Below are 26,747 nucleotides of genomic sequence, written 5' to 3' on the forward strand. Positions count from 1 at the left end.
CACACTTATCCAACCATTCTCCGCCTATAAAACGCTCAACGACTGATTGTTTTATCACCACGGAGACGCCAATGACCTTTTCTGTGCAGGAAACGCTTTTTTCTTTACTGCGGCTAAACGGGATTTCAGGACATGAAAACAGTATTGCAAACGTTATGCAGCACGCGTTTGAACAGCAGGCCAAAGACGTCTGGCGGGATCGCTTAGGCAATGTCGTCGCCCGTTATGGCAGCGATAAACCCGACGCGCTTCGCCTGATGATTTTTGCGCATATGGATGAAGTGGGTTTTATGGTACGCAAGATCGAACCCTCCGGTTTTTTACGTTTTGAACGCGTAGGCGGCCCGGCGCAAATTACTATGCCCGGTTCGATTGTGACGCTTGCCGGACGTTCAGGCGATATCATGGGCTGTATCGGTATTAAAGCATATCACTTCGCGAAGGGTGACGAGCGCACCCAGCCACCCGCGCTCGATAAACTCTGGATTGATATCGGCGCAAAAGATAAAGCGGATGCCGAACGAATGGGTATTCAGGTGGGGACGCCAGTAACCCTTTACAACCCGCCGCACTGTCTGGGCAACGACCTGGTATGCAGTAAGGCGCTGGATGACAGGCTGGGGTGTACGGCGCTACTGGGCGTCGCCGAGGCCCTCGCCTCCACACCGCTTGATATCGCGGTATTCCTGGTCGCGTCGGTACAGGAAGAGTTCAATATTCGCGGCATTATTCCCGTTTTACGACGCGTGCGCCCCGACCTGGCGATTGGTATTGATATCACCCCCTCCTGCGACACGCCTGACCTGCAGGATTACTCAGATGTGCGGGTCAACCACGGCGTCGGCATCACCTGTCTGAACTATCACGGACGCGGTACGTTGGCGGGACTGATTACGCCGCCGCGTTTGCTGCGGATGCTGGAGACCACCGCGCACGAAAATAATATTCCCGTACAGCGTGAAGTCGCGCCAGGCGTCATCACCGAAACCGGCTACATTCAGGTTGAACTGGACGGTATTCCCTGCGCCAGTCTTTCTATTCCCTGCCGCTATACCCACTCGCCAGCCGAAGTCGCCAGCCTGCGCGACCTGGCTGATTGTATCCGTTTACTGACTGCGCTGGCCAACATGTCGCCAGAACAGTTTCCCATTGAGCCTGAAACAGGCGCTACACAAGAGGCACGACCATGATGAAAAAGATCCTTGTGGCATGTGGTACCGGCATGTCGACATCAACCATGATTGCACAAAAACTGCAGGACTTTCTTGCGGAGCAAGGCATTGCGGCAACCACGGCGCAATGTTGTCTGAATGAGATCCCGTTGAACTGTAACGGTATGGATCTCATCGTAACGTCCATGCGTACGCACAGTGACTATGGCATCCCGACGCTCAACGGCGCCGCCCTGCTGACAGGCATCAACGACGACGCATTAAAACAAGAAATCAAGGCGCTGTTAACACAATAAAGGGGGCATTATGTTTGATTACATCCTGTCTCTCGGCGGCACCGTTTTTGTGCCCATCATTATGATTATCATCGGCTTAATCTTTCGTATTCCCTGGCTGCAGGCAGTGAAAGCCGGGGTGACGGTCGGCATCGGTTTTGTCGGCATGGGGTTGGTGATCGTCATGGCGATCGACAGTCTCAGTCCGCCGATTAAAGTGATGATTGAGCGTTTTGGCCTGACGCTGCATGTGTTTGACGTCGGCGCCGGGCCCGCATCCGGCGTCGGCTATGCGACGGCCATCGGCGCGATGATCATTCCCGTTATCTTTCTGCTCAACGTCGGTATGCTGGTGACTCGTCTGACCAAAACCATGAACGTTGATATTTATAACTACTGGCACTACGCCATTACCGGAACGGTCGTCCAGTTGATGACCGGCAGTCTGATTTATGGCGTACTGGGCGCGATTTGCCACGCCGCCTTGTCGTTGAAAATGGCCGACTGGACGGCGAAACGGGTACAGAACATTGTGGGTCTGGAAGGGATTTCTATTCCGCAAGGGTATGGCTCCAGTTCCGTGCCGTTGTTCGTATTGCTGGATGCGATATACGAAAAAATACCGTTTATGAAAGGACGCAATATTGATGCTCAGGAGATCCAAAAACGGTATGGGATGGTTGGCGACCCGGTGATCATTGGCGTTGTTCTCGGGCTGATCTTCGGACTTGCCGCAGGCGAAGGCTTTAAAGGGTGCGCAACCTTAATGATTACCGTGGCGGCGATTATGGTGCTGTTTCCGCGCATGATTCGCCTTATCGTTGAGGGATTAATGCCCATTTCCGACGGCGCGCGTAAGTTCTTCCAGAAACACTTTAAAGGGCGCGAAGTCTTTATCGGTCTGGATACCGCAGTGACGTTAGGCCACCCGACCACCATCGCGGTTGGACTGCTGTTAATTCCCATCATGTTAATTCTGGCGAGCATACTGCCGGGCAATAAAGTCCTGCCGCTGGCTGATTTACCGGTTGCGCCGTTTTTTATCTGCATGGCCACGGTTATTCATCGCGGCGATCTGATTCGTACTCTGCTCAGCGGCATCATTGTCATGATTACCGTTCTGCTGATCGCCACCCAGTTCGCACCGTACTTTACCGATATGGCGCTCAAAGGCGGCTTTAGCTTCGCCGCTGAAAACGCGCAAATTACCGCGCTGTCGGTGGGAAATATGTTTGGCTGGTCAATATCTGAATTGATGTCGCTGGGCATGATTGGCGTGGTTATTGTGGTCGGCATTGTCGCCAGCATCATACTTGTCTTACGTAAACGTGAACTACCGGAATAAGGAGCAACCCAGAATGAGTTGGCTAAAAGAGGTAATAGGAACAGAAAAAGCCGTTATCGCCATGTGCCATTTACGGGCGTTGCCGGGCGATCCCGGGTTCGATACCAGGAAAGGCATGAACTGGGTAATTGACCGCGCCCATGACGATTTAATGGCGCTACAAAATGGCGGCGTGGATGCGGTGATGTTCTCCAACGAATTTAGTCTGCCTTATTTAACGAAAGTCAGACCGGAAACGACCGCCGCGATGGCAAGAATCATCGGTCAGTTAATGAGTGAAATCCGCGTACCGTTTGGGGTAAACGTGTTGTGGGACCCTGTGGCCTCGTTTGATTTGGCGATGGCGACCGACGCAAAATTTATCCGCGAAATTTTCACCGGCGCTTACGCCAGCGATTTTGGCGTCTGGGATACGAATGTCGGCGAAACCATTCGCCATCAGCATCGCATCGGCGCAGGCCACGTGAAAACGTTGTTTAACATCGTTCCGGAAGCGGCGGTGTATCTGGGAAACCGCGATGTCTGTTCAATTGCGAAATCGACCGTATTTAACAATAACCCCGATGCCCTGTGCGTCTCGGGGCTGACGGCGGGCGCTCGCACGGATAGCGCCATACTGAAGCGAGTAAAAGAGACCGTCCCCGACACGGTCGTGCTGGCGAATACCGGGGTGTGTCTGGAAAACGTCGAGGAGCAGCTCTGCATTGCCGACGGATGCGTAACGGCAACCACGTTTAAAAAAGACGGCGTCTTCGCCAACTTTGTCGACCAGGCGCGCGTGGCGAAGTTTATGGAGAAAGTACGCCATATCCGACAATAAAATGGGGATAAGCAAAACGCTTATCCCCTGCAGAGAGCGATAACTCTTCTGCCGATCTCCGTCGCCTTCGCCAAAAGACACGCCGGGGATCGGTTCCAGAGTAACCCGAACCGGCAAGGAGTCAACGATCGATGATTAATGATGTTAAGTGGGTTCAGGCGCAACGCCATGCCAGCGACTGGCGACACGCGCTGGATATCGCCGTTCGTCCGCTGATTACGTTCGGCGCGGCGGCCCCCTGCTACCTGGACGGTATTATTGAGAACACCCTTAAATGGGGGCCATATTATCTTATCGCGCCGGGGATTGCGCTGCCCCATGCCAGACCAGAGCAAGGCGCCAACCATAATCAAATCAGCGTCACTACGCTATCAACGCCGGTCGCTTTCGGCAATGCGGATTGCGATCCCATCTGGCTGTTGCTTTGCGCCAGCGCCACGGATGCCGAAGCACATATTCGCACCATTCAACGCATCAGCCAGTGGCTCGACTCGCCGGAAAGCGTCGCGATGTTGCAAGATGCGCCAAATGATGCCGCGCTTTTCGCGCAATTAACCGCATTGCGCTGATGGAGGTTCCGATGATCCTGCACCCTTCACTGGCCTCCGCCGATCCGCTGCGCTATGCCGAGGCGTTGACCGCTTTACACGATGCGCCTCTCGGCTCGCTGCATCTGGATATCGAAGATACCAGTTTCATCAATAATATTACCTTCGGTATGAAAACCATTCAGGCGGTCGCACAATACACTCGCCATCCGCTCTCATTTCACCTGATGGTCTCATCGCCGCAACGCTGGTTACCCTGGCTTGCAGCTATCCGCCCCGGCTGGATTTTCATTCATGCCGAAAGCGTGCAAAACCCCCCGGAGATTCTGGCGGATATTCGCGCTATCGGGGCGAAAGCAGGACTGGCGCTTAACCCGGCAACGCCGCTATTGCCTTATCGTTATCTGGCATTGCAACTGGATGCGCTGATGATCATGACCAGCGAACCCGACGGACGCGGACAGCAATTTATCGCCGCGATGTGTGAAAAAGTGAGCCAGGGCAGAGAGCATTTCCCTGCTGCGGAATGCTGGGCGGACGGCGGTATTACACTTCGCGCCGCACGGCTGCTTGCCGCCGCAGGCGCACAGCATCTGGTGATTGGCCGGGCGTTATTCACGACGGCGAACTATGATGTGACGTTGTCACAATTCACCGCGCTATAAAGGAGTCATATGCTGATGAGCCAACAGCGCCCCGACCGTATCAAACAGATGTTGCATTACCTTTGGCAACACAGGCACCTCTCAACACAGCAAGCTATTGAGCTTTTTGGCTATGCAGAGGCAACCGTGCGCCGGGATTTTCACTATATTGCCAGCCGTTATCCCGGTATGGTTCGCGGCCATGGTTGTATTGACTTCGACGACAGTACGGAAGATAAAGAATATGTTTTCGACGTTAAGCGAACGTTACAAAGCGAGGCGAAACGCGAAATCGCCGCCCTCGCCCGCACGTTCATCAAGGATGGAGACTGCTTTTTTCTCGACTCCGGCTCCACCTGTCTGGAACTGGCAAAATGTCTGGTCGACGCCAAAGTAAAAGTCATTTGCAATGACATCAAAATCGCTAATGAACTGGGTGGCTTCCCACACGTAGAGAGTTACATTATCGGCGGACTGATTCGCCCCGGTTACTTTTCGGTGGGCGAGAGTCTGGCGCTGGAGATGATTAACGCCTTTGCCGTTGAACGCGCCTTTATCTCCTGCGATGCGCTGTCGATTGAAACGGGCATCACCAACGCTACCATGTTTGAAGTGGGCGTTAAAACGCGCATTATTCAGCGCTCACGCGAGGTCATATTGATGGCCGATCACTCAAAGTTTGATACTGTAGAACCCCATGCGGTGGCGACGCTGTCCTGTATTACTACCATTCTTAGCGACAGTGCGCTCCCGTCTGCTATCGCCCGACGTTATCAGCAGGCGGGATGCCGTCTCATCATGTCAGACCCCTCATCAGGAGCGCGTTAATGGACATCAGGCAAATGAACAGAACCCATCTGGATCACTGGCGCGGATTGCGAAAACAGCTCTGGCCTGGTCACCCGGATGACGCCCATCTGGCGGACGGCGAAGAAATTCTGCAAGCCGATCATCTGGCATCATTTATTGCGATGGCAGACGGGGTGGCGATTGGCTTTGCGGATGCCTCAATCCGCCACGATTATGTCAATGGCTGTGACAGTTCGCCCGTGGTTTTCCTTGAAGGTATTTTTGTTCTCCCCTCATTCCGTCAACGCGGCGTAGCGAAACAATTGATTGCAGCGGTGCAACGATGGGGAACGAATAAAGGGTGTCGGGAAATGGCCTCCGATACCTCGCCGGAAAATACAATTTCCCAGAAAGTTCATCAGGCGTTAGGATTTGAGGAAACAGAGCGCGTCATTTTCTACCGAAAGCGTTGTTGAGGGAAATCATACAGGAAAAGGTCGGGTATAGTACCCGACCTTTATATTACTGGGGCAGATCTTTTTCAGTTAACAAGCGTGTCGTTTTCACTTGTTCAATATTTCTGGCGCCACCCAACATCATGTTAATTGTCAGCTCTTTGTTTAGCTGTTCAATCACTGATGCCACACCCTGAGCGCCGCCAAGATTAAGACCGTATAATACAGGCCGGCCAACCGCCACAATATCCGCCCCGCTGGCTAACGCTTTGAATATGTGCGAACCACGGCGTACTCCACTGTCAAAAATAACAGGCACTCGCTTGTTGACGACTTTTGCAATCGCAGGAAGCATATCGAATGAGGACGGCCCGCTGTCTAATTGACGGCCACCATGGTTAGAAACCCATATTCCTGCGGCCCCGGCCTGGATAGCAATTTCAGCATCCTCCGGCGACTGAATGCCTTTTACGATAACCGGCAGACCGGAAATACGATGTACATAGGCAATATCCTCCGGCGTAAAGGCTTGTTTAGCCTGCGCGTAAATTTCACTTATCCCTGCTCCTTTGCCAGTTTTTGAACCATCGTCATTTTTTCTGGCGAACATTTCCAGGTTTGCAAAGCCCAACGGGAACTGGAAGTTATTTTTAATATCTTCTTCCCGATAACCACCGACAGGCGAATCTACGGTCAGAATAATCGCTTTAGCGCCATGCTTTACCGCTTGTGCAAGAATAAATTCGTTAAATTGATTATTCTTACTCATATAAAGCTGGAAGAAGAACGGATTTTTCCCGGAAACGTTAGCCACCTCTTCGATGGTCTTGTTGCCATAGGTGCTCAACGAGAAAATCGAACCGACCTGCGCCATGCCTTTCGCCGTCGCCAACTCTCCGGAGGCGTGGGCCAGGCCCTGCGCCGCCATCGGTGCCTGGATTATAGGCGTTTTAAGCGGAATACCCAGTAGCTGCGTTGATAAATCGATCTCTTTTAACTCAATGCCCTGTAATACGCGCGGCATAATATATTTTTTGTCAAAGCTTTCGGTGTTGCTGCGAAGGTTATTCTCATCTTCGGCTCCACCGCGAATATAACCAAATGCCCCTTTCTCCATTTTGGCCTGAACGCGCGCTTCCAGGGAGGCTACGTTCGTCATTTTTATTGCTTTTTCGTCCGTACTGGCTTTGTACTCTTCAGCATAAGCCAGGCCTGATGTTGCCAACATTGCCAGCGAGGCCACTACCCGAATGAGGTGATGAGTTTTCATCATTATTCCCTTTATTGCTTAACCGCTTCTGCCTGGATTTTTATATCGACAACTTTCGTCATCCCCATATCGACCAGATAATCTATCCCCCACTGGGTGCGATCTATTTGCGTGACAAAATCACCACCGCAAACCTGCGCCTTGAATATCGGGCTCATATAACAGCCAAACTTGGTGGTGGTTAAGGTGACGGGCTTCGTTACTCCCTTCATTGTTAGCAAACCGTCAATAGAAACCGGTTTATTATCTTCAAAATGCCATTTTGTTGATTTAAATACCATTTCTGGATATTTTTCCGCATCCAGAATATCGCTACTGCGGATATGGTTATCAAACGCATCCACCCCGGTATTTAAGGCGCTTACGGGAATCGTCACACGCATCTCTGCGACTTGCTTTTCCGGCTGATATTTCAGTTCGCCGCTAATAGCATAAAACCCGCCATGATTGGTTGAGGTCTGGAAATGATCGATATTAAATACCGCATTGGTATGCGTATTATCAAATTTATATACATCTGCATGAGCAGCACTTAATAAACCCAGAGACAGGAGAGCACCAAGAAAACTCTTTTTCATTATATTCACTTTATATCTTAAATAAGGTGAAGCTATCTTAATGTCCCCTGTACGCAGGATCGAGAGGGATAAACAGGAAGGACTGTTGCAAAAATAGAACGATGAAAAGGCCGTGTCACAAAAACAGCAGCTCACGAATGAGTTTATGTCAGGGCTATTTCCGCAACCTGTACCGCCTTTGTGGCGGTACAGAAGGCAAACTGACTAACGCATGATACGATCGTCGACATAACGGCGCTTATCCGGCGCGGGCGGGAAATACTGATACAGCCAGGTTTCGCTGATAGCCTCCCCCTGGCAGCGCAGGAACATACGCATATCCACCGGTGCCGTAGAATCCGAGGTCGGATACCAGTCAAACTGGATACGATAACCGTCGAAAGGCTCAACGTAGAGGATCTCAATCTGCTTCGCCTCACCGCTGGAGAGCGTAATTACCGGCTCAATGCCTTTTGGCGCGGCCGCTTTCAGATCGCCGCCGACAAAATCAATAGCAAAACGGCGCGCCCATTTATCCGGGTAATGTTCGCCCGGCGCCCAACCTTCGGGAAAGCCGCCCATCCCTGTACGGGTCGCCATGACCCGCGCAAGCGGCGATTGTACCGGCGGCTGCGCGCTCCAGTACAAACGATAATTGAACGCCAGCGTATCCCCGGCTTTGATCGCTTTTTCCGGCTGCCAGAAACAGACCACATTATCCAGAGTTTCGCCAGTGGTTGGGATCTCCATCAGGCTAACCGCGCCTTTCCCCCACTTATTGCGCGGCTCCACCCACAGGCTCGGACGTTTGTTGTACCACCCCATCACATCCTGATAATGCGAGAAATCGCGATCGAGTTGCAGCAGGCCGAACCCTTTCGGGTTATCGTCCATATATGCATTGAACTGCAATTTCTGCGGATTATTCAGCGGGCGGCAAATCCACTCGCCGTTACCCCGCCACATCGCCAGCCGATCGGAATCGTGAATTTGTGGATGAATGGTGTCGCATACCCGGCGTTCATTATTCCCACAGCTAAACATACTGGTCATCGGCGCAATGCCAAGTTGCTTAATATCTTTACGGGCGTAGAGATGGTTTTCTACATCCATGATCACCTGCGATTTTTCGCAATGAATCACAAATTTATACGCGCCCGTCACGCTGGCGCTGTCCAGCAGAGCGTAAACGGTAAACGTAGTATCGCCCGGCTTCGCGGTGTCAAACCAGAATGCGGTGAAGTCAGGGAACTCTTCCTGACCGTCAGTATAGGTATCTATCGCCAGCCCGCGAGCCGACAGGCCATACTGATAAGTATCATCTACCGCCCGGAAATAACTGGCGCCCAGGAAGGAGACGACATCGCGCCGCGCCAGTTCCGGCGCTTTAAAGACACGGAAACCGGCGAAACCGAGATCGCTCTGCCCTTCCAGTTGCGTCGTATCGACGCCGGCATCGTTGTATTTAAACAGTTCCGGGCGAAAATGAATCTCGCGAGCAAGATGCGTCGTCGTATCAACGGAAAACATGCGTACGCGACGACGAAAGCCCATCCCTACGTGGAAAAACTGAATATCGAGCTGCCGGTTGGCAACACCGTTCCAGAGTGAATGCGCCGCGTCATACTGAATGCTGTTATAGGCCTGCGGCGTCAGATTGGCGAGCGTATCCGGCAAGGGTCCCGGCGCGCCACCCCAGGGCTTTTTCGCTAACGCCTGGGCCATTGATTGCAGACCAGCAAAATCAAAACGGACAATTTTACCATCCGCAATATCGGATTCCGCGGCAAACGCCGCCTGAGAAAAGAGGGAAGCAATACCGCTGGAACCGCACACGGCGGCCATTGCCATTGAACCTTTAATAAATCGTCTACGATTCATACCTGAAAATGAGTCCTTCTGGTCTTGTGAATGGTCCCGCGCTGGTTTTTTCAGCAGCAAGAATGTGCCCGTTTCTGACCGCTCACTCTAGACAAAATTCATTAATAATCCAATTGTTGGTCGCCTGGAAACTGTGCAAAAGCGTAAATATTTTATGTCGATAAGAACCGACCGAATCGGATGTAAACCTCACGCAGCATTCTTCAGGTTATGAAAAGTTTATTCCAGACTAACGTGATGTTTCATGACTCGTTTAAACAGCGCCAGACGCGCACGCATAAAGCGGTTTTCCACTTTAAAACCGGCAAGTTTGTTCAGCCCAATCCGCAACAGACGATCTCGCCCCCGAATGCTGGCGGGCCAGCGAACCGGGCCGTGCAGCACGTCGCGCGTGCGGCTGGCATGACGAGCGAAATTCACCCAGTAATCCGCCACCTGCGAGGCAAAGGCCAGGTCATTCTCATTCACATAATGGCATGTGGGCTCAGCCCGCGTTAACGTATCGAATACATACGGTATTTCATTGCCATGACAGGCACCATTCGCGTAGGTGTTATGCTCCGCTTCGGCGACATAATCAAACCAGTAACGCCAGCACGGTTCGCCGATCCGCTGCTGCGCTTGCATGACGACATAACCCAACGTGGTAAATACCATATCCCGACAGACCTGCCGCCCTAGCGCTTCGTCGCCTTTCACTCCAGGATAAAGCAGCCGGATTAACCCCAGGCCAACACGCCGCTCACGGCGCATTTTTTGAATTTGACCGGCAATATCGACGCCAAAAACGGCCAATACGCTGGCTTCATCGCTATTCGAGCCGATCATCACCGGTATCGGATGCTGTTTCGCCGCAAAGAAGGTTTCCAGCATCGGATGCGGCAGCACGACGTCGCCGGAAATCGGCGTCGGCGCAATTTTAAAAGGCGCGTCCAGCGGCCAAAACGTCTCTGCCGGTAAAGCGCGTAGCTGTTCGGCAGTGGCATGGGCTAAACCAAGATGTTCCGCCAGCGCAACGCCTTTTTTTAGCGCCACCTCGCGGGGCGTATCCGGCAGCGTATAACCACTCTGAATAATCGCTTTATGAAAAAGCCCCTTCGCCAACGGCGAAGCCATCAACGACAGCACGCTGCGGGCGCCGGCGGATTCGCCAAATAACGTCACATTCTGCGTATCGCCGCCAAACGCGGCAATATTGTCCTGCACCCAGCGCAGCGCAGCGATTTGATCGAGTAAAGCAAAATTATGAATACACTCCGCCTCTTCGCCTTCCAGCGCCGGATGCGCGAAAAAGCCCAGATGGCCAAGCCGATAATTGACCGTCACCACGATCGCGCCGCGCTTCGCCAGCGCTTGACCGTCATAGGGCGGCAAACTCCCCGCGCCAATGGTATAACCGCCGCCGTGTAGCCAGACCATGACCGGCAACGGTTCATGACGCACGGCGGGAGCCCAGACGTTCAGATAGAGACAGTCTTCGGAAAAATTTCCCGGATCGCCGCCGCCGAGTTCGCGACACCAGGTAATATCCTGCCAACTGGCGCAGGAGAAACAATCCGCCTGGCGCACGTCGTGCCAGGGCGTAACAGGCTGCGGCGCACGCCAGCGTAGCTCCCCTGTTGGCGGCGCGGCATAAGGTATACCGCGCCAGATATGGATTTCTTCCTGTACGACGCCCACGATTTTACCGTGACGCGTCTCCACCAACGGGATGGAGGGATTCAACATAACGCCTTCCTTTTACAGTATCCTCACAGCCTGTGAAGCTTACCGCTTTTAAAGCAGACCGCAACGGCGTTTACTGCGTTCTTCCGCTTCCTGATATAACGAAAATTCATCCCGTACTGCACATCCCAGCGCCTGTTCAAAGGCGTCGCGGCTGGCATTGCCGTGGCTTCTGGCCAGCGTTTCATCTCCCAAATTCGACTGAAAAATGCCGGCTGCGCTGACCGGAAGAAAATCTTCATAGGTAATCGGCTGCGCGATTACCCAACCGCGCTCAATAAGCGGCTGCGGATCGTCGCCAGGATGGATCGCCTGACGATGCGCCTCGCCGGAAGGCGTTAAGCGATAGCGGAACCAGGCAAGCCCCTGCTGGCGAAGCAGAAATTCGCTATCCGGAAAGGCGTTAAAGACCTCCCGCAAATGGAGTTGATGCGTGAAGTTATCCTTACCCGTTCCCGCCTTGTGCAACAGTTCGTCATATAATCGACGACCTTTTGGCGTCAGCGCGACGCCACGTTGCTCAATTTCGCCGAAGCGCGCCGTGTGCGTACCCTGCTTTTCATCAACGAAGAGCACCTGCTCTTCCAGAGCTTTGAAACTGGTTTGCCGCAACAGAATAGGCACTTCGCGGCGAGGCGGACCTTCGATAAGAATTTTAGGCGTAATGCCGCACTCCGGCATCATGGCCTGTACCCGGTCGATATCCAGAGTACGCGGCGTCAGATGGTTAATGTGGCATCCCGGAAAACAGACCACGTCGGCAATTAAACGATGCTCACGATGCAGGCTGCGGTACGTTTCTTCATCAACGGTAGCCTGACGATGCCAGCGAAAAGTCTCCAGCGTTTCACGGACGAACTCTTCGGCCTGAGCAGCGCTAAAACCGCCCTGCTCGTCGTACTCATCCAGCAATTGTCGGCAGCGCGATGTAAAAATATCACGCTGCGATAAGATTTCCGCCGCCCGCTGGCGTAATGCCGCGTTTTCAATGAGCTCCAGGCGTAATAGCGAAGTGAACATGCGAAAGGGATTACGCGAGAGCGAAGCCTCGTCAATGGGACGAAATGCCGTGGAGTGCACAGGCACGCCCGCCTGAGAGAGATCGTAATAACTTACTGGGTACATCCCCATGATGGCGAATATCCGACGCAAGGTAGAAAGTTCTTCTGCGGTGCCAACACGAATGGCGCCATGTCGTTCCACGTTCAATCGCGCCAGTTCATCGGCATTAGCCAACTGCTCATGCAGTTTGGGATTATTTTCCAGCACCGCCAGATTCACGTCAGCCACAAGTTCCAGTAACGTACCGTACTGCGGAACTTCCTGCTGGTACATTGCCGACATTGCCTGCGAAAAGTGTTCCCGAATCTCATCTGCCGTGATGGTGTTCGCCATAATGTCATGCCTCCAGTGAATGTTACCTGGAGTGTAGAAAACCTCATCCATTCCGGGGAGAAGAATTTATAAAGTGTGATCCGACCTGAATTCATTATGCAGAACGGATTGACATGAGCTGGCATATCCCCGACCAGATCGCGGCTTAACACGCTTAACGGCAGTTGAATCATCAGTAAAATAAAACAGTTGTAACTTGAAATGGTAAAATGTTAATAATATTTTGCTATCAGGTTATCAAAAACAAACAACTTTACTTGTCACCCGCACGGCTCTGTTTTTAACATCGCTTATGGAAAAAAATGGTCTGTTTAGTCAGCGCATTCGGTTGCGCCACCTTCATACATTTGTCGCCGTTGCGCAACAGGGAACTCTGGGGCGCGCGGCTGAAACTCTTAACCTGAGCCAGCCAGCGCTTTCTAAAACGCTGAACGAACTGGAACAACTCACCGGAACCCGTCTGTTTGAACGCGGGCGACTGGGCGCGCAATTAACGGTTCCTGGCGAACAATTTTTGACTCATGCGGTAAAAGTATTAGATGCATTGAATACCGCCGGGCAGGCGCTGAATCGCAAAGAGGACGCTAGCGCCGATGTGGTGCGTGTTGGCGCGCTCCCCACCGCTGCGCTGGGTATACTCCCGGCGGCTATTGGGCGGTTCCATCAACAGCAAAAATCGACCTCGTTACAGGTCGCGACCATGAACAATACGATGTTGCTTGCGGGTCTTAAATCAGGCGAGATCGATCTGGGTATTGGCCGCATGTCAGACCCGGAATTAATGGGCGGTTTAAATTACGAACTGCTGTTTTTAGAATCGCTTAAATTAGTGGTACGCCCCGGTCATCCCCTGTTACAGGAGACGATCACGCTCAGCCGGGTTATGGAATGGCCGGTAGTCGTCTCGCCAAAAGGCACGGTACCGCGCCAGAATGCGGAAGCCCTGTTGCAAAGCCAGGGGTGTAAAATGCCTGCCGGATGTATCGAAACGCTATCCGCATCGTTATCACGACAACTGACCGTAGATTACGATTACGTCTGGTTCGTCCCCTCTGGCGCGGTTAAAGAAGATCTTCGCCAGGCGACGCTGGTCTCATTACCCGTGCCGACCCAGAGCGCGGGCGAGCCGATAGGTATTCTTACGCGAGTTGATATCCCGCTCTCAACCGGGGCGCAAATGCTGATTGCGGCGATCCGTAAATCGATGCCGCTGTGATAGCGGCTGTCGGAGAATAAACGCGCCCGCGGCTAAAATAGCCCGCTGGCGCGACGCTTACTAAAGGAAGGATGATCGCATCGTCGCGCCAGTATCATGTAAACGAAACGCATCAACGGCTTGCGTCAAGCGGGCAGCCTGTTCTTCAAGCGAAGCTGCCGCCGCGGACGCCTCTTCGACCAGCGACGCGTTTTGTTGCGTAACCCTGTCCATCTCAGAAATAGCCTGACTGACCTGAACAATACCGCGACTTTGCTCATCAGAGGCTGCCGCGATGTCGAGCATAATATCGGTGACGCGTTTGACGGCATCCACAATCTCATTCATGGTGCTCCCCGCAGCGATAACCTCTTCAGATCCTTGTTCAATCAGGCTGACCGATGCGCCGATCAAGCCTTCAATCTCTTTTGCCGCCTGCGCGCTGCGACTGGCGAGGGTACGAACCTCACTGGCGACCACCGCAAAACCGCGTCCTTGTTCCCCGGCGCGTGCCGCCTCGACCGCCGCGTTCAGCGCCAGGATGTTGGTCTGGAAAGCGATACTGTTAATGACGGCGGTAATTTCCGAGATTTTTTTCGAGCTGGTGGAAATATTCCCCATCGTTTGTACGACCCCGGAAACCATCTGGCCTCCGCGGCTGGCTTTACCGGAAGCATCTTCCGCCAGTTTGCTGGCGTGATGCGCATTATCCGCATTCTGCTTAACGGTTGCCGTCAACTGTTCCATACTGGCCGCGGTCTGTTCAATGGCGGCAGCCTGCTGTTCAGTACGAGAAGATAAATCCGTATTACCAGCGGTAATTTCGCTGGTGCCTCGATAAATTTCCTCCGCCCCCTGACGCACCGCCCCTACCGTTTGTTGCAACGCATGCTGCATCTGCTGAAGATGATGGCTCAGGCGACCAATTTCACTGCGTCCTGTGGGCTCGTCAGCCATGGTCAGATCGCCGGCCGCAATGCGTTCGATACGTGACGCAGACTGCTGCAAGGGTTGTATCACCGTGCGACGCAGCACCATGAAGGTCATTAACGTCAATACCAGCGCCAACGTAAATGCGCCAATCATAAACATCATACCGAGCCGGGTACGTTGGTAAGCCTGCTCGCTAAGTAGTCTCGCCCGCTCGGTGCGCAGTTCAATCGCTTTCAACAGGACATGGTTATATGCGGCATCCAGTTGTTTTGCCTGCTCGTTTTCATGATTAATGATCGCTTCGAACATGCCATTTTTGGCAAATTTCAGCATCGGTTGCAGGCCGTTGATATAGGCGGTGTAGCGGGCGTTTAACTCGTTATCTAACGCGTCATCGGCGGGTGTTTTCACCGCTCTGGACATATAAGCGTTAAAGCCGTCCTGAGACTGCTTGATCCGCGTTTCCGCAGCGGCAATATTGGCTTTCATTTCATCCATTTCAGCAATCCGGCTCGCCGCGCCAGCGTGGATCATATTGATACGTGCGGTACGTAAGTGGTTAGCGCTGTTGGATAATCCCATCCGTACCTGAATCTCGTCCGTGACATCACGCTGATCGCGATCGGCCTGTAACAGAAAATAGCCTGCCAGCCCGGCGCTCAAAGCAAAAAGAAGAAGGATGCCACCGAGAATGGAGGAAAACAGCGGAACCAGCCGAATATGATGCAGGAAGCCCAGTTTATGCGAGGCTTGCATCGAGAATGTGTTGCCCATGACCGTCGACTCTCTTGTAGGTTTTATGCGTAAAACACGCCCGTTAGATAGTCATCGGCACTTCGTGACGTTTGCTTATCGCGAAAAGCATCGCCTTCGTCACATTTTCACAACATTCATTCCAGAAAATTCAGAAAAGCGCCAGCGGAAAATCCGCTGGCGGATGAATCAGTTATCGCCAAAGTGGATAACAGTACGGATGGATTTACCCTGATGCATCAGTTCAAAGGCATCGTTAATCTGCTCCAGCGGCAGGCGGTGAGTAATAAAAGGATCTAAACGGATTTTACCGTTCATCGCATCTTCGACCATCCCTGGCAGCTGCGTGCGCCCTTTCACGCCGCCAAAGGCGGAGCCACGCCAGACGCGACCGGTCACTAGCTGGAAGGGACGGGTTTTGATTTCCTGCCCTGCCCCCGCTACGCCAATAATAATGCTTTCGCCCCAGCCTTTATGACAACATTCCAGCGCTGCTCGCATCACGTTAACGTTGCCGATACATTCAAAACTGAAATCTACGCCGCCATCAGTAAGCTCAACAATAACGTCCTGGATCGGTTTGTCGTAATCATTCGGATTAATAAAGTCCGTGGCCCCCATTTCGCCCGCCAGCGTAAATTTTTCCGGATTCGTGTCGACAGCTAAAATACGCCCGGCTTTAGCCTGAACCGCGCCCTGAATAACCGCCAGCCCAATACCGCCTAAACCAAAAACGGCAACGGTGTCGCCCGCTTTCACTTTAGCGGTGTTATGGACGGCGCCAATACCAGTCGTCACGCCACAGCCCAACAGACACACTTTATCCAGCGGCGCCTGCGGGTTCACTTTCGCCAGAGAAATTTCCGCGCAAACGGTATATTCGCTGAACGTGCTGGTTCCCATATAGTGATAAACGGGTTCGCCGTTATAAGAAAAGCGGGTAGTGCCATCCGGCATCAGCCCTTTTCCCTGAGTGGCGCGTACGGCCTGACAAAGGTTAGTTTTACCGGACTTACAGAACTTACACTCGCCGCATTCCGCCGTATACAGTGGAATAACATGATCGCCGGGTTTCAGGCTGGTGACCCCCTCGCCGACCTCGACTACCACGCCGCCGCCTTCGTGACCCAGGACTGCCGGGAATACGCCTTCCGGATCATCGCCGGAAAGGGTAAAAGCATCGGTATGGCAAACGCCGGTATGAGTGATTTTGACCAGAACTTCGCCTTTTTTCGGCGGCGCAACGTCAATCTCGACAATTTTTAACGGCTGACCGGGACCAAAAGCAACTGCTGCACGTGATTTCATATATCTCTTCCTGTTACGGTGAGGGAAATTGTTATTTTAGATAAGCGCGAAGAAGATGGCCGATTTCCGCCATCCGAACCGCGCGCTGATCTGGCGTAGTCTCCCCGCTGACCAGCTCATCTTTCAGATGGATTTCAACCATTTCACTCATCAGGCCATTAGACGCGCCGCGCACGGCGGCAATCTGTTGCAGAATCGCCAGACAAGGTTCGCCAGACTCAAGCGCCCGCTCCAGCGCTTCGACCTGCCCGCGTATGCGACGAACACGGGTAAGGATACGTTTTTTATCTTCAGGTGAATGCGGCATTCGACCTCCATATACTATAGGGGGGTATACTATCAGAATTTTATGTTTATGTAATTGTAAAATTACGCACAATATAAAAATCAATAGCTTATAGATTTCCGGCATAGACCATCAAGAATCAGTTCACATTCAGCATATTCAGCTCATGGGAACTTTTTCAGGCCACAGACAATAAACACCAAAGCTTTCTTTCTAAGCTGCAATGTTCTGCCCGACTGGGGCACAGAGGTAATGCCGGTAAATCCAGTCCCATTACCCAGAAGTAAATATTTGCTTAATAGTTTTTATTTACTCACCAGGTGGTAATGAATAAAGGTTATGATATGCAGATGTCAGTCTTGTAAGAACGTAACATCACAACTGCGATACACCGCCGACGGGTAGCGAAAATATCTCAACCCTGTGTCTTTCCAGGCTTAGTCAATGTGGACAAAAAATCAAATGAGCGTTATTTGAAAGATTTTTAATACCCAAAAGCGTCATCATTATTGTTAATTTGAAATCAATCTCAGGTAATAATCCATGCCTATTTCGATTTGTAAACATGGTGCTCCTTTTGTTGTTCAACATGAAAATCGGTACGGTTCCGGTGCAAGTCAGTCATCATCACTTTCAAAATCAATCCGCCATATTAGCAACTCTCATGAGGAAATAAAATTTATAAGTTGCTATAGTGCAAATGGAGCCTGTTTTTCCAATGCACAGATGCTAGCCAATGCCTCAGGGAGGCCTGTTATAGGTTACTATGGGAAAATAAATAAGTTAACAGCCAGTCTGGATAATAGCGGTCGTATATTCCGCCCACAGCATAAGCTTGCGGCCAATATTTGTTATGTAGGTAATCGGCTTCTGAGCGCTCCAGTTCAACTTGGGTTTGGCCTGAAACATCTGCTAACCTGTCACTCAAATGGTAATGTCAGATAAAGTGTCATGCCATGTCCTTCCCGGCATTGCTATTCCACAGCCTACAGATATGGGCGCTCAGTTCTTTCCTCAATCGTTGCTATGGGAAGTTCTGCCGTCATTTCACGCTCTTGCCAACCAGCATTTTATTAAAGCCTGACTTTTACCAGAGTAATTTCATAAGAGTGCCCATCTTCTGGTCTAAAAATAATAAATCTATTGTTATTTTTAGTAAAGGATTTCGACAAAATAAAACTATCATGATATCTGGCCAGGACGTAGTACCAGCCTCCATCATACAATATCATTTCGTATTCTTTCTTTAATTGTGGTTTATAGATCCCAACAAAAAAAGAAAATATAAAAAAATATATAATAAAACCAAGCATAACTATAGTGAAACAATGCCTTCGCACCCAACTGAGTTGCGTAAAACAAATCACTGGCATCAATTTACTATAAAAACGCATCCCCACCGATAAGCATAAAGCTACCAGTAAAATGATAAAAAAAAGCTCCCACAAAAACGATTCTGTTAAGAGAGAAAACTCGATAACAATTGGAATAAAGAACAAAACCGCTGCCAAAAAAAGACGTAAAAAGCTAATGTCGTGGATACGTGCTTTTTGCTTTACTAGAAAAAATAATAGAATACCCACTCCCCACGCTATTATGAATATAGCCATCAGGCTAATCGCATGGAATAGACTTCGGGCAATGTTGTCAGGGCCGACGCCTACATACCACCACGGGAAACCATAGTACGCGGAGACGCCCCAGCCATAAAAATAGGCGCTTCCCCATCCCAAACCACCTAAATAGGCCAAAAGCATCGAAGAGTTTTTAATAATTGAATCATCATTCATTATAGTTAACTCACTTAAGAAATATTTAATATGAAAATAGAAATCAAAATGTCACATAAAACACTAGCACTTTAGCAATAATAGTCGGATGATAAGTTTGTCTGTTTTTCCTGAGTATCAAGCCAGCTCATACTCACGCCAGCACACTAAAATCAGGAGTGGCTTCTTTTTTAGATCTTTGCCTTAGCCAGGCGCACACTCAATAATGATAGCAGTCAGATAATATGTACCAGGCATTAACCTCACGTTGTTGATGATATATTTACTTCGTTGAAAAACAATAAACATTGTATGTATTTTATTGGCGACGAAAAACTGTTAAAGAAGCGTAATTCCATATACACCATTTACCTGATTACTTTTCTTGCTAATATTTGCTAATTAATTATTTGCTAAAGCGTGTTTAATAAAGTAAGGAGGACACTATGCCATTGAGTGTTGGACAGGGTTATTTCACATCATCTATCAGTTCTGAAAAATTTAATGCGATAAAAGAAAGCGCACGCCTTCCGGAATTAAGTTTATGGGAGAAAATCAAAGCATATTTCTTTACCACCCACCATGCAGAGGCGCTCGAATGTATCTTTAATCTTTACCACCATCAGGAACTGAATCTAACACCGGTACAGGTTCGCGGAGCCTACATCAAACTTCGAGCCTTAGCGTCTCAGGGATGTAAAGAACAGTTTATTATAGAATCACAGGAACACGCCGATAAGTTGATTATTAAAGATGATAATGGTGAAAATATTTTGTCTATTGAGGTTGAATGTCATCCGGAAGCTTTTGGTCTTGCAAAAGAAATCAATAAATCACATCCCAAGCCCAAAAATATTTCTTTGGGTGATATTACCAGACTGGTATTTTTTGGCGACAGCTTGTCTGACTCCTTAGGGCGTATGTTTGAAAAAACACATCATATCTTACCCTCCTATGGTCAATACTTTGGCGGAAGGTTTACTAATGGATTTACCTGGACTGAGTTTTTATCATCTCCACACTTCTTAGGTAAAGAGATGCTTAATTTTGCTGAAGGGGGAAGTACATCGGCAAGCTATTCCTGCTTTAATTGCATCGGTGACTTTGTATCAAATACGGACAGACAAGTCGCATCTTACACCCCTTCTCACCAGGACCTGGCGATATTTTTATTGGGGGCTAATGACTATATGACACTACACAAAGATAATGTAATAATGGTCGTTGAGCAACAAATTGATGATATTGAAAAAATAATTTCCGGTGGAGTTAATAATGTTCTGGTCATGGGGATTCCCGATTTGTCTTTAACACCTTATGGCAAACATTCTGATGAAAAAAGAAAGCTTAAGGATGAAAGCATCGCTCACAATGCCCTGTTAAAAACTAATGTTGAAGAATTAAAAGAAAAATACCCCCAGCATAAAATATGCTATTACGAGACTGCCGATGCATTTAAGGTGATAATGGAGGCGGCCAGTAATATTGGTTATGATACGGAAAACCCTTATACTCACCACGGCTATGTACATGTTCCCGGGGCTAAAGACCCTCAGCTAGATATATGTCCGCAATACGTCTTCAACGACCTTGTCCATCCAACCCAGGAAGTCCATCATTGTTTTGCCATAATGTTAGAAAGTTTTATAGCTCATCATTATTCCACTGAATAAAGTTCCATCGGCTGCGGTACGCCTTGAGCAAAACACAGCTCAATATCATAGTGCCGGTGGCATGAAAATATGATGCTATCTTTGCTGCCGATTGGTCAATAAGTGATACATAGTCTATGTTCAGTAAGACAAAAATGGATAGAGTCGATAAATCGCCACCGTAACTAAAATACTCACTATCACACTGACAATAAAGTATGTTTTGAATGGCTGCTTTTGCGTTTTATGACGGAAGAGTTGTTGACCAACAATCGCCCCAGGCCACCCACCGACAACCCCAAACACCAACAAAGTGGATTCCGGCACTCTGCGCCAGGTTTTACGTGCCGCCGTTTTGTCTATACCGTAGATCGCCAGCGTTAGCACATTGGCGAGCAGGAACCACATCGCGACGGGATGCGATGTAAAAATGCTTCCGACCGCAGCGAAGATCAGGAGTAAATAACAAAAGCGGTTAAGATACATATCATTATGTCATAGCAATAATTAGGGGCATCGGAGCCCATTATACGCGATACATGCGCCTATGTGATGTAGAATTTTTTTCACTCAGCCAACGAGTCATTAAGGATTCATTTTTAATTACCATGGTAATCATAAGGTAATTAACGGCTGTGAACACGATTAAAATGGGTAAAGCCACCGAAAATGTTACCACCTTAACCGTTGCCAGGATAACTTAATGAAGAACCCTCTTTATTGCTGTTTGTTATCCGGTTGGCAGTCTCAGTTTTGGATTTATTAATCGTATTTATATTTATTACATAAGATGTACGATGTTAATTTGAGAATTTTATCTCAACAACCGTATATATTCAGATATTTCTGAATTAAGATTATCATCGATTAAAACAAGTTAACGTTTTGATAAACATAACAACATCGTCAGAAATCATGATTTGTTGTCGTTTGTTCATGAGACAAATAATTTATATGCTTGCAAATATAGATAGCACGCAAATCAACTTAGCTCAAAAAATGTATTTGACAAGAAAAGATAAGTCTTTATATTGGCCCTGGATAGAGTGGTAAGATGATAATTAGAGACATGAAAGGCACCGTCACTGAAGCATTTATCTGCTTATCATGTAAATATGTATGCGTAAATGGAGCATAAACTATGTCCAGTATACTAATGTCTATGGTATCTTTACATTTTCACCTTTCATGGTGTCGCTGCACTCATATCCAGTTGATATCTTATGGTATATTCAATCCATTCCCTTTGATGATTCCTGTCAAACCTCCTGATTAAATTAGTTAACAGCGATGGAATACATAACGTTAAGTACTTTACGCCTGCAAATGTCAGGCTCACGCCCTAATGCTTAATTTATAATACGCATTACCTTACTACAGGAAATAGATAGCATGTTATCCAAAAAATTTGGCTTATCGATGATAGTGTTGGGAATAATGTCGTCTTCAGCGTTTGCTGATAGCATCGTTGAAGGGAGAACACTCAATGTCGCAGTATCACCAGCCTCTCCCCCTATGTTATTTAAAAGTGCTGATGGCAAATTGCAGGGGATAGATCTGGAGCTTTTTTCGTCTTACTGTCAGTCACGGCATTGTAAGCTAAACATCACCGAATATGCCTGGGATGGAATGCTTGGCGCAGTGGCGAGTGGTCAGGCAGATGTAGCATTTTCGGGAATTTCAATCACAGATAAACGTAAGAAAGTTATTGATTTCTCTGAACCTTATTACATCAACTCTTTTTATCTGGTCAGTATGGCCAATCATAAAATAACGCTCAATAACCTCAATGAATTAAATAAATATTCTATTGGATACCCTCGAGGAATGGCTTACTCCGACCTTATCAAAAACGATCTGGAGCCCAAAGGATACTACTCGTTAAGTAAAGTAAAATTGTATCCAACCTATAATGAGACGATGGCTGATCTAAAAAATGGCAATCTTGATCTGGCTTTTATAGAAGAGCCGGTTTATTTTACCTTCAAAAATAAGAAAAAGATGCCGATAGAAAGCCGTTATGTTTTCAAGAATGTTGATCAGCTTGGCATTGCCTTTAAGAAAGGCTCTCCCGTGCGCGATGATTTCAACTTATGGCTTAAAGAGCAAGGGCCACAAAAAATATCTGGCATTGTCGATAGCTGGATGAAATAGTAAGCTATGTCATCAGGTAATATGCTGGCTATCTTTTATTTCCTATTGGAAGGGATTGGTAATACGCTGCTTGTAACATTTACCTGTTTTCTCTCAGCGTTTTTGACCGGGCTTACAGTCGCCGTATTACGGCGACTATCCCCTCTTCCACTACAGAAGATACTCGACGTACTGGTCTTTATTCTTCGGGGAATTCCAATACTTATTGCTGTTTTTCTTGTTTATTTTGGATTGCCATCGATTGGCATATATGTTTCACCACTGGTGGCCATGAACCTCAGCGTCGGCTTAATCAGCGGGAGTTATCTTGCCGAGGTGTTCAGAGGGGCGCTTAAATTAGTTGAGCCATTCGAAATAACGGTAGCGAAAGTGGCAGGAATGCGTCAATTACAGGTTATAATAAATATTGAACTGCCACAGATGTTGCGATTTTCTGTGCCCGGTATTATCAATGAGTTTTCTTCTGTATTAAAAGCGACGCCCTTTGCTTATACTGTAGGCATCGCTGAAATAACGAAGCAGGCAATGTCACTGACAGCCATCACGCTGAACGGGTTACAGATTTATACTCTTGCCGGGGTATTATATTTCATTATTTATAAAGTATTTACTCTTCTGGCCGGAGTGTTTGAGAAAAAATATCGCATCAGTTGAACCATAAAAATAGAGGTGATACTCATGGCTTTACTGAAACTAAAAGAGATAAGTAAGGAATATTCAGGAAAAAAGGTTCTTGATACGGTTAGTCTGAAAATTCAATCGGGAGACATGAAAGTAGTCATGGGGCCATCAGGTTGTGGAAAAACGACGCTTTTACGCTGTCTGCTTCGATTAGAAGAACCTGATTATGGCAATATTTATTTTCACGGGAAAAATATTTACGACAAAGAATTTACTATTCTTGAGTTCAGAAAAAAAGTTGGTTGTGTCTTCCAGAATTACGCTTTGTATCGCCATCTTAACGTCATGGATAATATTACCCTTGCCCTATGTAAAGTGTTTGGCATGCCGGGACAACTAGCCCGGGAGAAAGCCTTACATGAGCTACAAAAACTTGATATGGCCTCGCATAGCGCGAAATACCCTTCGCAATTATCGGGCGGCCAGCAACAGCGCGTCGCCCTGGCCCGAACAATGGTCACCGACCCAGAACTCATTATTTTTGATGAGCCGACGTCTGCGCTTGATCCGCTCATGACTCGTGAAGTCGGAATGTTGATCAAGCAACTTCACGACAATGGCGTCACTATATTATGCGTCACTCATGATATTCGCCTCGCCAGATTACTAAGCGATAACGTAACGTTTCTTAATCATGGCAAAATTCGTGCAGAAGGCGCTTTTACCGATCTTGCCTTACGAGAAACGGATCCAGATATCCACTGTTTTTTTAGCGAGGCACAACGATGATCGCTGGCTGGTCTCTCTTCTTTAATGACCTGACTGAACAACTGCCACTTGTTGTGGACGGTATTAAAGAAACCTGTAAACTTGCGCTGATTGTTTCCATCACCGGTTTTTTGTGGGGAATTATTATTTTCTTTCTGAGCCTGAGCCATCGCCCCGTGGTAAAAGCCATAACTCGACTGTACATGGATTTCTTTATCGGTACGCCACTCATTCTTATTCTATTTGTTATCTATTATGGTTTACCTCAATCTGGCATTCACCTGTCCTCTTTTACCGTGGCGGTTACAGGTTTTACCTTGAATGTCGGCGCATATAATGCCGCGTACATGACAACGGCCTATAACGCATTGAATAAGTATGAAACGGAGGCAGCAGTCGTTCAGGGGTTGAACAAACGGCAGGTCTTTTTGTGGATTATACTGCCTCAGGTATTGCTGTCTTCCATTCCAGCCTTAACGAATCAGGTGATTAATAACCTTAAAGACAGCACCATCGTTTTTCTTATCCAATATACTGAGTTTTTCGCGCGAATTCAGGAGGTTGCTGCAACCAGCTTTAAATTCTTCCATGCTTACCTTTTTGCCGCCATAGTGTATCTTATTGGCGTTACCTTTATCGTCGGTTTGACCCGGTTTTTAGAGCATAGACTGCTTCGCCATTACGGTCAGGGTTACTGAGTTGTACTGCACTATTCTGATTAATTCACCACTGACATTATCAAAGTTATTTTTATTTAGCGTTGATTAAGATTTTAACCTTCATTATTGCGTTAGATGTCCATTCTGGTCTAAGTCTTACTCCATTGAGGATATTATGGCGCTACCACAACTATCAATATGGCAGCCCGGCGATGGGTTAAGAAAAATAAAGTATAAATATCATGTTTGTCTCATTGTCATATTCTCCGTCCTTATACGGTTGCTGTTTTTAACTGACCGCTACCTTTGGTGTGACGAAGCGTCCAGCGTGCTGATTAGTCGACATAGCGTAGATAATCTGCTCTTCCATGCCGCTTTTGACGTGCATCCTCCGCTTTATTATCTGTTACTGCATGACTGGATGATATTATGGGGTGATAGCATTGCAGCGGTACGCTCTCTCAGTCTACTCTTTGGGATCCTGACAGTTGTGCTGGTTATCGCGCTTACGCGATGGCTGGCAAATGAACGTACAGCCTTATTGGCGGGATGGTTCGCCGCCCTGATGCCGATGGCAGTCCATTACAGTCAAGAAACGCGCATGTACGCGTTAATGGGAATGCTAACGCTCGCTGCCGCGTTAGCATTGATGATGTGGATAAAAACACCCACCCATAATCGCTATCTTGTCGCGTATGCTTTACTTATGACGTTCAGCTTTTACACCCATTATTTCACCCTATTTACACTTATTGCCCACTGGATCGCAGTAACAATATTATCCTGCCAAAGCCATAAAACGGCCTGCTACCTTAAACTTCCTGGCTGGTGGTTTGCTAACCTGGCGATTGCTGTCGCTTATCTCCCCTGGTTGCCCGTATTGTTTAATTTACTGACTCATCTGGCGCAGTTGAGAGCCGGTAATGATATCGGTTGGATTCCCCCCGTAACATGGCGTGACCTGCCTGCGATGTACTGGCATTTTTTTACCGGAAACAACGGACAGGGTTTTCCGTCGTTCATTCTGTGGCTGGCTGTAGGAGGTTTTATCGGTACTGTGGGGCGAATATCTTTATGCAACGGAGAATATGAAAGATATCAGCTGATATTATTTTGTAATCTGGTCATCCCTGTAATGCTGGTCTTCATCATTTCCTGGTGGATGCCGTTATTTATCGATCGTTATTTCTTCTTCTCATCGCTGAGCATTCCTCCCCTGCTCGCGGTATTACTTACCCGCGCAAAAAAAGCGGTTTGTGGCTTCTGGTTTATCTTATTCACCTTATTATTCGGCTATGGTTCATATCATAATAACCCTGAGCACATAGACGAGTTTAAACCACTGGTAAACTATATTAATACCCGTCACCAGCCTAATGATGCCGTGGTAGTCAGTAAAATGTTCGATTATTTAAGTTATGTGTATTATAATAAGCGAGATTATCGTACGTTTCTTTATACACCGCCTAACGCACACGGAACATCAGGCAGACCGAATGCCTATGGCTTTGGTTCACTGTTTTATGCGCAAGCCGATCAGACATATATTGATACTCTGACAACGCTTTCAAAAAGTTACCATCGTGTCTGGTTGGTAAGCGGCGGTAACTTTAGTCAGGATTACCCCTTGCCGTCAGAATGGCAAAATATCGCAAAATTCAGAAGTGGTAGATTTCAGGTACAATTATTTGTAATACCAACTCAACAGGCGCGTCAAATGCAATGATTACCGTTTTCTATCCAGTGCAGTGATAAACAGTACTGCCACTGCCA

General features: G+C 48.5%; 26 protein-coding genes and 22 other annotated features. Of the genes, 16 read left to right on the forward strand and 10 right to left on the reverse strand.

From position 1 onward, the window contains the following. The first annotated feature begins 59 nt into the window (after positions 1-59). Positions 60-65, forward strand: a ribosome-binding site (putative RBS for STM1612; RegulonDB:STMS1H001812). The 8 genes from STM1612 to STM1619 all read left to right on the forward strand — a co-directional run bounded on the left by STM1612 (position 60) and on the right by STM1619 (position 6,069). Further along, positions 60-1,190 (forward strand): putative cellulase protein gene (locus STM1612; protein NP_460571.1). Within the gene, positions 72-1,190 belong to an annotated coding region; the region does not span the whole gene. (Overlaps the previous feature by 6 nt.) Then, positions 1,181-1,186, forward strand: a ribosome-binding site (putative RBS for STM1613; RegulonDB:STMS1H001813). Its footprint overlaps the gene before it by 6 nt. After that, positions 1,181-1,468 (forward strand): putative PTS system, enzymeIIB component gene (locus STM1613; RefSeq protein NP_460572.1). Within the gene, positions 1,187-1,468 belong to an annotated coding region; the region does not span the whole gene. The genes STM1612 and STM1613 overlap by 10 nt, the downstream gene beginning before the upstream one ends. Beyond that, positions 1,468-1,473, forward strand: a ribosome-binding site (putative RBS for STM1614; RegulonDB:STMS1H001814). Its footprint overlaps the gene before it by 1 nt. Further along, positions 1,468-2,792 (forward strand): putative PTS system enzyme IIC component gene (locus STM1614; protein NP_460573.1). Within the gene, positions 1,479-2,792 belong to an annotated coding region; the region does not span the whole gene. Its footprint overlaps the feature before it by 6 nt. The genes STM1613 and STM1614 overlap by 1 nt, the downstream gene beginning before the upstream one ends. Further along, positions 2,791-2,796: a ribosome-binding site (putative RBS for STM1615; RegulonDB:STMS1H001815), on the forward strand. It overlaps the preceding gene by 2 nt. Further along, the gene (locus tag STM1615; RefSeq protein ID NP_460574.1) for a putative nucleoside triphosphatase occupies positions 2,791-3,612 on the forward strand. Within the gene, positions 2,806-3,612 belong to an annotated coding region; the region does not span the whole gene. Its footprint overlaps the feature before it by 6 nt. The genes STM1614 and STM1615 overlap by 2 nt, the downstream gene beginning before the upstream one ends. Before the next feature lie 115 nt (positions 3,613-3,727). Then, positions 3,728-3,733 (forward strand) — a ribosome-binding site (putative RBS for STM1616; RegulonDB:STMS1H001816). After that, positions 3,728-4,181, forward strand: a protein-coding gene (locus STM1616) for a putative sugar specific PTS enzyme II (RefSeq protein NP_460575.1). Within the gene, positions 3,744-4,181 belong to an annotated coding region; the region does not span the whole gene. (Overlaps the previous feature by 6 nt.) Beyond that, positions 4,181-4,186, forward strand: a ribosome-binding site (putative RBS for STM1617; RegulonDB:STMS1H001817). Its footprint overlaps the gene before it by 1 nt. Then, the gene (locus tag STM1617; RefSeq protein ID NP_460576.1) for a putative ribulose-phosphate 3-epimerase occupies positions 4,181-4,825 on the forward strand. Within the gene, positions 4,193-4,825 belong to an annotated coding region; the region does not span the whole gene. (Overlaps the previous feature by 6 nt.) The genes STM1616 and STM1617 overlap by 1 nt, the downstream gene beginning before the upstream one ends. After that, positions 4,825-4,830: a ribosome-binding site (putative RBS for STM1618; RegulonDB:STMS1H001818), on the forward strand. Its footprint overlaps the gene before it by 1 nt. Further along, positions 4,825-5,632, forward strand: a protein-coding gene (locus tag STM1618; RefSeq protein ID NP_460577.1) for a putative DeoR family transcriptional repressor of sgc operon. Within the gene, positions 4,841-5,632 belong to an annotated coding region; the region does not span the whole gene. It overlaps the preceding feature by 6 nt. The genes STM1617 and STM1618 overlap by 1 nt, the downstream gene beginning before the upstream one ends. Then, positions 5,624-5,629, forward strand: a ribosome-binding site (putative RBS for STM1619; RegulonDB:STMS1H001819). It overlaps the preceding gene by 6 nt. Further along, positions 5,624-6,069, forward strand: a protein-coding gene (locus STM1619) for a cryptic aminoglycoside resistance gene (protein ID NP_460578.1). Within the gene, positions 5,632-6,069 belong to an annotated coding region; the region does not span the whole gene. Before STM1618 ends, STM1619 begins: the two co-directional genes overlap by 9 nt. A 46-nt stretch (positions 6,070-6,115) precedes the next feature. Here the strand turns inward: STM1619 and STM1620 are convergent. The 5 genes from STM1620 to STM1624 all read right to left on the reverse strand — a co-directional run bounded on the left by STM1620 (position 6,116) and on the right by STM1624 (position 12,892). Next, positions 6,116-7,323 (reverse strand): putative oxidase gene (locus STM1620; protein NP_460579.1). Within the gene, positions 6,116-7,318 belong to an annotated coding region; the region does not span the whole gene. Next, positions 7,318-7,323: a ribosome-binding site (putative RBS for STM1620; RegulonDB:STMS1H001820), on the reverse strand. Its footprint overlaps the gene before it by 6 nt. A gap of 6 nt (positions 7,324-7,329) precedes the next feature. Then, positions 7,330-7,905, reverse strand: coding sequence for a putative periplasmic protein (locus STM1621; protein NP_460580.1), 576 nt, complete (start codon positions 7,903-7,905; stop codon positions 7,330-7,332). A gap of 195 nt (positions 7,906-8,100) precedes the next feature. Next, positions 8,101-9,774, reverse strand: a protein-coding gene (ydcG, locus tag STM1622; protein NP_460581.1) for a putative periplasmic glucans biosynthesis protein. Within the gene, positions 8,101-9,756 belong to an annotated coding region; the region does not span the whole gene. Beyond that, positions 9,769-9,774: a ribosome-binding site (putative RBS for ydcG; RegulonDB:STMS1H001821), on the reverse strand. It overlaps the preceding gene by 6 nt. A gap of 201 nt (positions 9,775-9,975) precedes the next feature. Continuing rightward, positions 9,976-11,491 (reverse strand): putative carboxylesterase gene (locus STM1623; RefSeq protein ID NP_460582.1). Within the gene, positions 9,976-11,484 belong to an annotated coding region; the region does not span the whole gene. Further along, positions 11,486-11,491: a ribosome-binding site (putative RBS for STM1623; RegulonDB:STMS1H001822), on the reverse strand. (Overlaps the previous gene by 6 nt.) Positions 11,492-11,532: 41 nt before the next feature. Next, positions 11,533-12,892 (reverse strand): putative cytoplasmic protein gene (locus STM1624; protein NP_460583.1). Within the gene, positions 11,533-12,876 belong to an annotated coding region; the region does not span the whole gene. Beyond that, positions 12,887-12,892, reverse strand: a ribosome-binding site (putative RBS for STM1624; RegulonDB:STMS1H001823). Its footprint overlaps the gene before it by 6 nt. Before the next feature lie 276 nt (positions 12,893-13,168). On the opposite strand from STM1624, the gene ydcI reads away from it, so the two are divergent. Continuing rightward, a complete protein-coding gene (ydcI, locus tag STM1625) occupies positions 13,169-14,092 on the forward strand; it encodes a putative LysR family transcriptional regulator (protein ID NP_460584.1) in 924 nt (307 codons plus the stop codon). Between the two features lie 60 nt (positions 14,093-14,152). Here the strand turns inward: ydcI and trg are convergent. The 3 genes from trg to STM1628 all read right to left on the reverse strand — a co-directional run bounded on the left by trg (position 14,153) and on the right by STM1628 (position 17,383). Further along, positions 14,153-15,784 (reverse strand): methyl-accepting chemotaxis protein III gene (gene trg / locus STM1626; protein NP_460585.2). Within the gene, positions 14,153-15,778 belong to an annotated coding region; the region does not span the whole gene. Continuing rightward, positions 15,779-15,784: a ribosome-binding site (putative RBS for trg; RegulonDB:STMS1H001824), on the reverse strand. (Overlaps the previous gene by 6 nt.) A gap of 162 nt (positions 15,785-15,946) precedes the next feature. Then, the gene (locus tag STM1627; protein NP_460586.1) for an alcohol dehydrogenase class III occupies positions 15,947-17,078 on the reverse strand. Within the gene, positions 15,947-17,065 belong to an annotated coding region; the region does not span the whole gene. Further along, positions 17,073-17,078 (reverse strand) — a ribosome-binding site (putative RBS for STM1627; RegulonDB:STMS1H001825). (Overlaps the previous gene by 6 nt.) Positions 17,079-17,096: 18 nt before the next feature. Beyond that, the gene (locus tag STM1628; protein ID NP_460587.1) for a putative cytoplasmic protein occupies positions 17,097-17,383 on the reverse strand. Within the gene, positions 17,097-17,372 belong to an annotated coding region; the region does not span the whole gene. After that, positions 17,378-17,383 (reverse strand) — a ribosome-binding site (putative RBS for STM1628; RegulonDB:STMS1H001826). Its footprint overlaps the gene before it by 6 nt. Positions 17,384-17,887: 504 nt before the next feature. Next, positions 17,888-17,893 (forward strand) — a ribosome-binding site (putative RBS for STM1629; RegulonDB:STMS1H001827). Between STM1628 and STM1629 the strand changes: the two genes are divergently transcribed. Further along, positions 17,888-18,296, forward strand: a protein-coding gene (locus tag STM1629; RefSeq protein ID NP_448047.1) for a putative dipicolinate reductase. Within the gene, positions 17,895-18,296 belong to an annotated coding region; the region does not span the whole gene. It overlaps the preceding feature by 6 nt. A gap of 128 nt (positions 18,297-18,424) precedes the next feature. Here STM1629 and STM1630 read toward each other — a convergent pair. Beyond that, on the reverse strand, positions 18,425-19,141 hold the full coding sequence (locus STM1630; protein NP_460589.1) for a putative inner membrane protein: 717 nt from the start codon (positions 19,139-19,141) through the stop codon (positions 18,425-18,427). Positions 19,142-19,559: 418 nt separating this feature from the next. Beyond that, positions 19,560-19,565, forward strand: a ribosome-binding site (putative RBS for sseJ; RegulonDB:STMS1H001828). Here STM1630 and sseJ point away from each other — a divergent pair. After that, positions 19,560-20,793, forward strand: a protein-coding gene (gene sseJ / locus STM1631; protein ID NP_460590.1) for a Salmonella translocated effector. Within the gene, positions 19,567-20,793 belong to an annotated coding region; the region does not span the whole gene. Its footprint overlaps the feature before it by 6 nt. A 120-nt stretch (positions 20,794-20,913) precedes the next feature. On the opposite strand, the gene STM1632 is transcribed toward sseJ, so the two are convergent. Further along, complete coding sequence (locus tag STM1632) at positions 20,914-21,258, reverse strand: putative inner membrane protein (RefSeq protein NP_460591.1); 345 nt, start codon at positions 21,256-21,258, stop codon at positions 20,914-20,916. A gap of 898 nt (positions 21,259-22,156) precedes the next feature. Further along, positions 22,157-22,162, forward strand: a ribosome-binding site (putative RBS for STM1633; RegulonDB:STMS1H001829). Here STM1632 and STM1633 point away from each other — a divergent pair. The 5 genes from STM1633 (at position 22,157) to STM1637 (ending at position 26,700) form a co-directional block, all read left to right on the forward strand. Further along, the gene (locus tag STM1633; protein ID NP_460592.1) for a putative periplasmic binding protein occupies positions 22,157-22,926 on the forward strand. Within the gene, positions 22,165-22,926 belong to an annotated coding region; the region does not span the whole gene. Its footprint overlaps the feature before it by 6 nt. Further along, positions 22,927-22,932 (forward strand) — a ribosome-binding site (putative RBS for STM1634; RegulonDB:STMS1H001830). Continuing rightward, positions 22,927-23,580 (forward strand): putative amino acid ABC transporter permease component gene (locus STM1634; RefSeq protein ID NP_460593.1). Within the gene, positions 22,933-23,580 belong to an annotated coding region; the region does not span the whole gene. It overlaps the preceding feature by 6 nt. Positions 23,581-23,597: 17 nt before the next feature. After that, positions 23,598-23,603: a ribosome-binding site (putative RBS for STM1635; RegulonDB:STMS1H001831), on the forward strand. Beyond that, positions 23,598-24,336, forward strand: a protein-coding gene (locus STM1635) for a putative ABC-type polar amino acid transport system (RefSeq protein NP_460594.1). Within the gene, positions 23,605-24,336 belong to an annotated coding region; the region does not span the whole gene. Its footprint overlaps the feature before it by 6 nt. Further along, positions 24,327-24,332 (forward strand) — a ribosome-binding site (putative RBS for STM1636; RegulonDB:STMS1H001832). Its footprint overlaps the gene before it by 6 nt. Beyond that, positions 24,327-25,013, forward strand: a protein-coding gene (locus tag STM1636; protein ID NP_460595.1) for a putative ABC-type transport system probable membrane spanning protein. Within the gene, positions 24,333-25,013 belong to an annotated coding region; the region does not span the whole gene. The genes STM1635 and STM1636 overlap by 10 nt, the downstream gene beginning before the upstream one ends. 129 nt (positions 25,014-25,142) lie before the next feature. Beyond that, positions 25,143-25,148 (forward strand) — a ribosome-binding site (putative RBS for STM1637; RegulonDB:STMS1H001833). After that, positions 25,143-26,700 (forward strand): putative inner membrane protein gene (locus STM1637; RefSeq protein NP_460596.1). Within the gene, positions 25,150-26,700 belong to an annotated coding region; the region does not span the whole gene. It overlaps the preceding feature by 6 nt. Positions 26,701-26,747: the final 47 nt, after the last annotated feature.

The sequence above is a fragment of the Salmonella enterica subsp. enterica serovar Typhimurium str. LT2 genome (assembly GCF_000006945.2).
Taxonomy (GTDB): domain Bacteria; phylum Pseudomonadota; class Gammaproteobacteria; order Enterobacterales; family Enterobacteriaceae; genus Salmonella; species Salmonella enterica.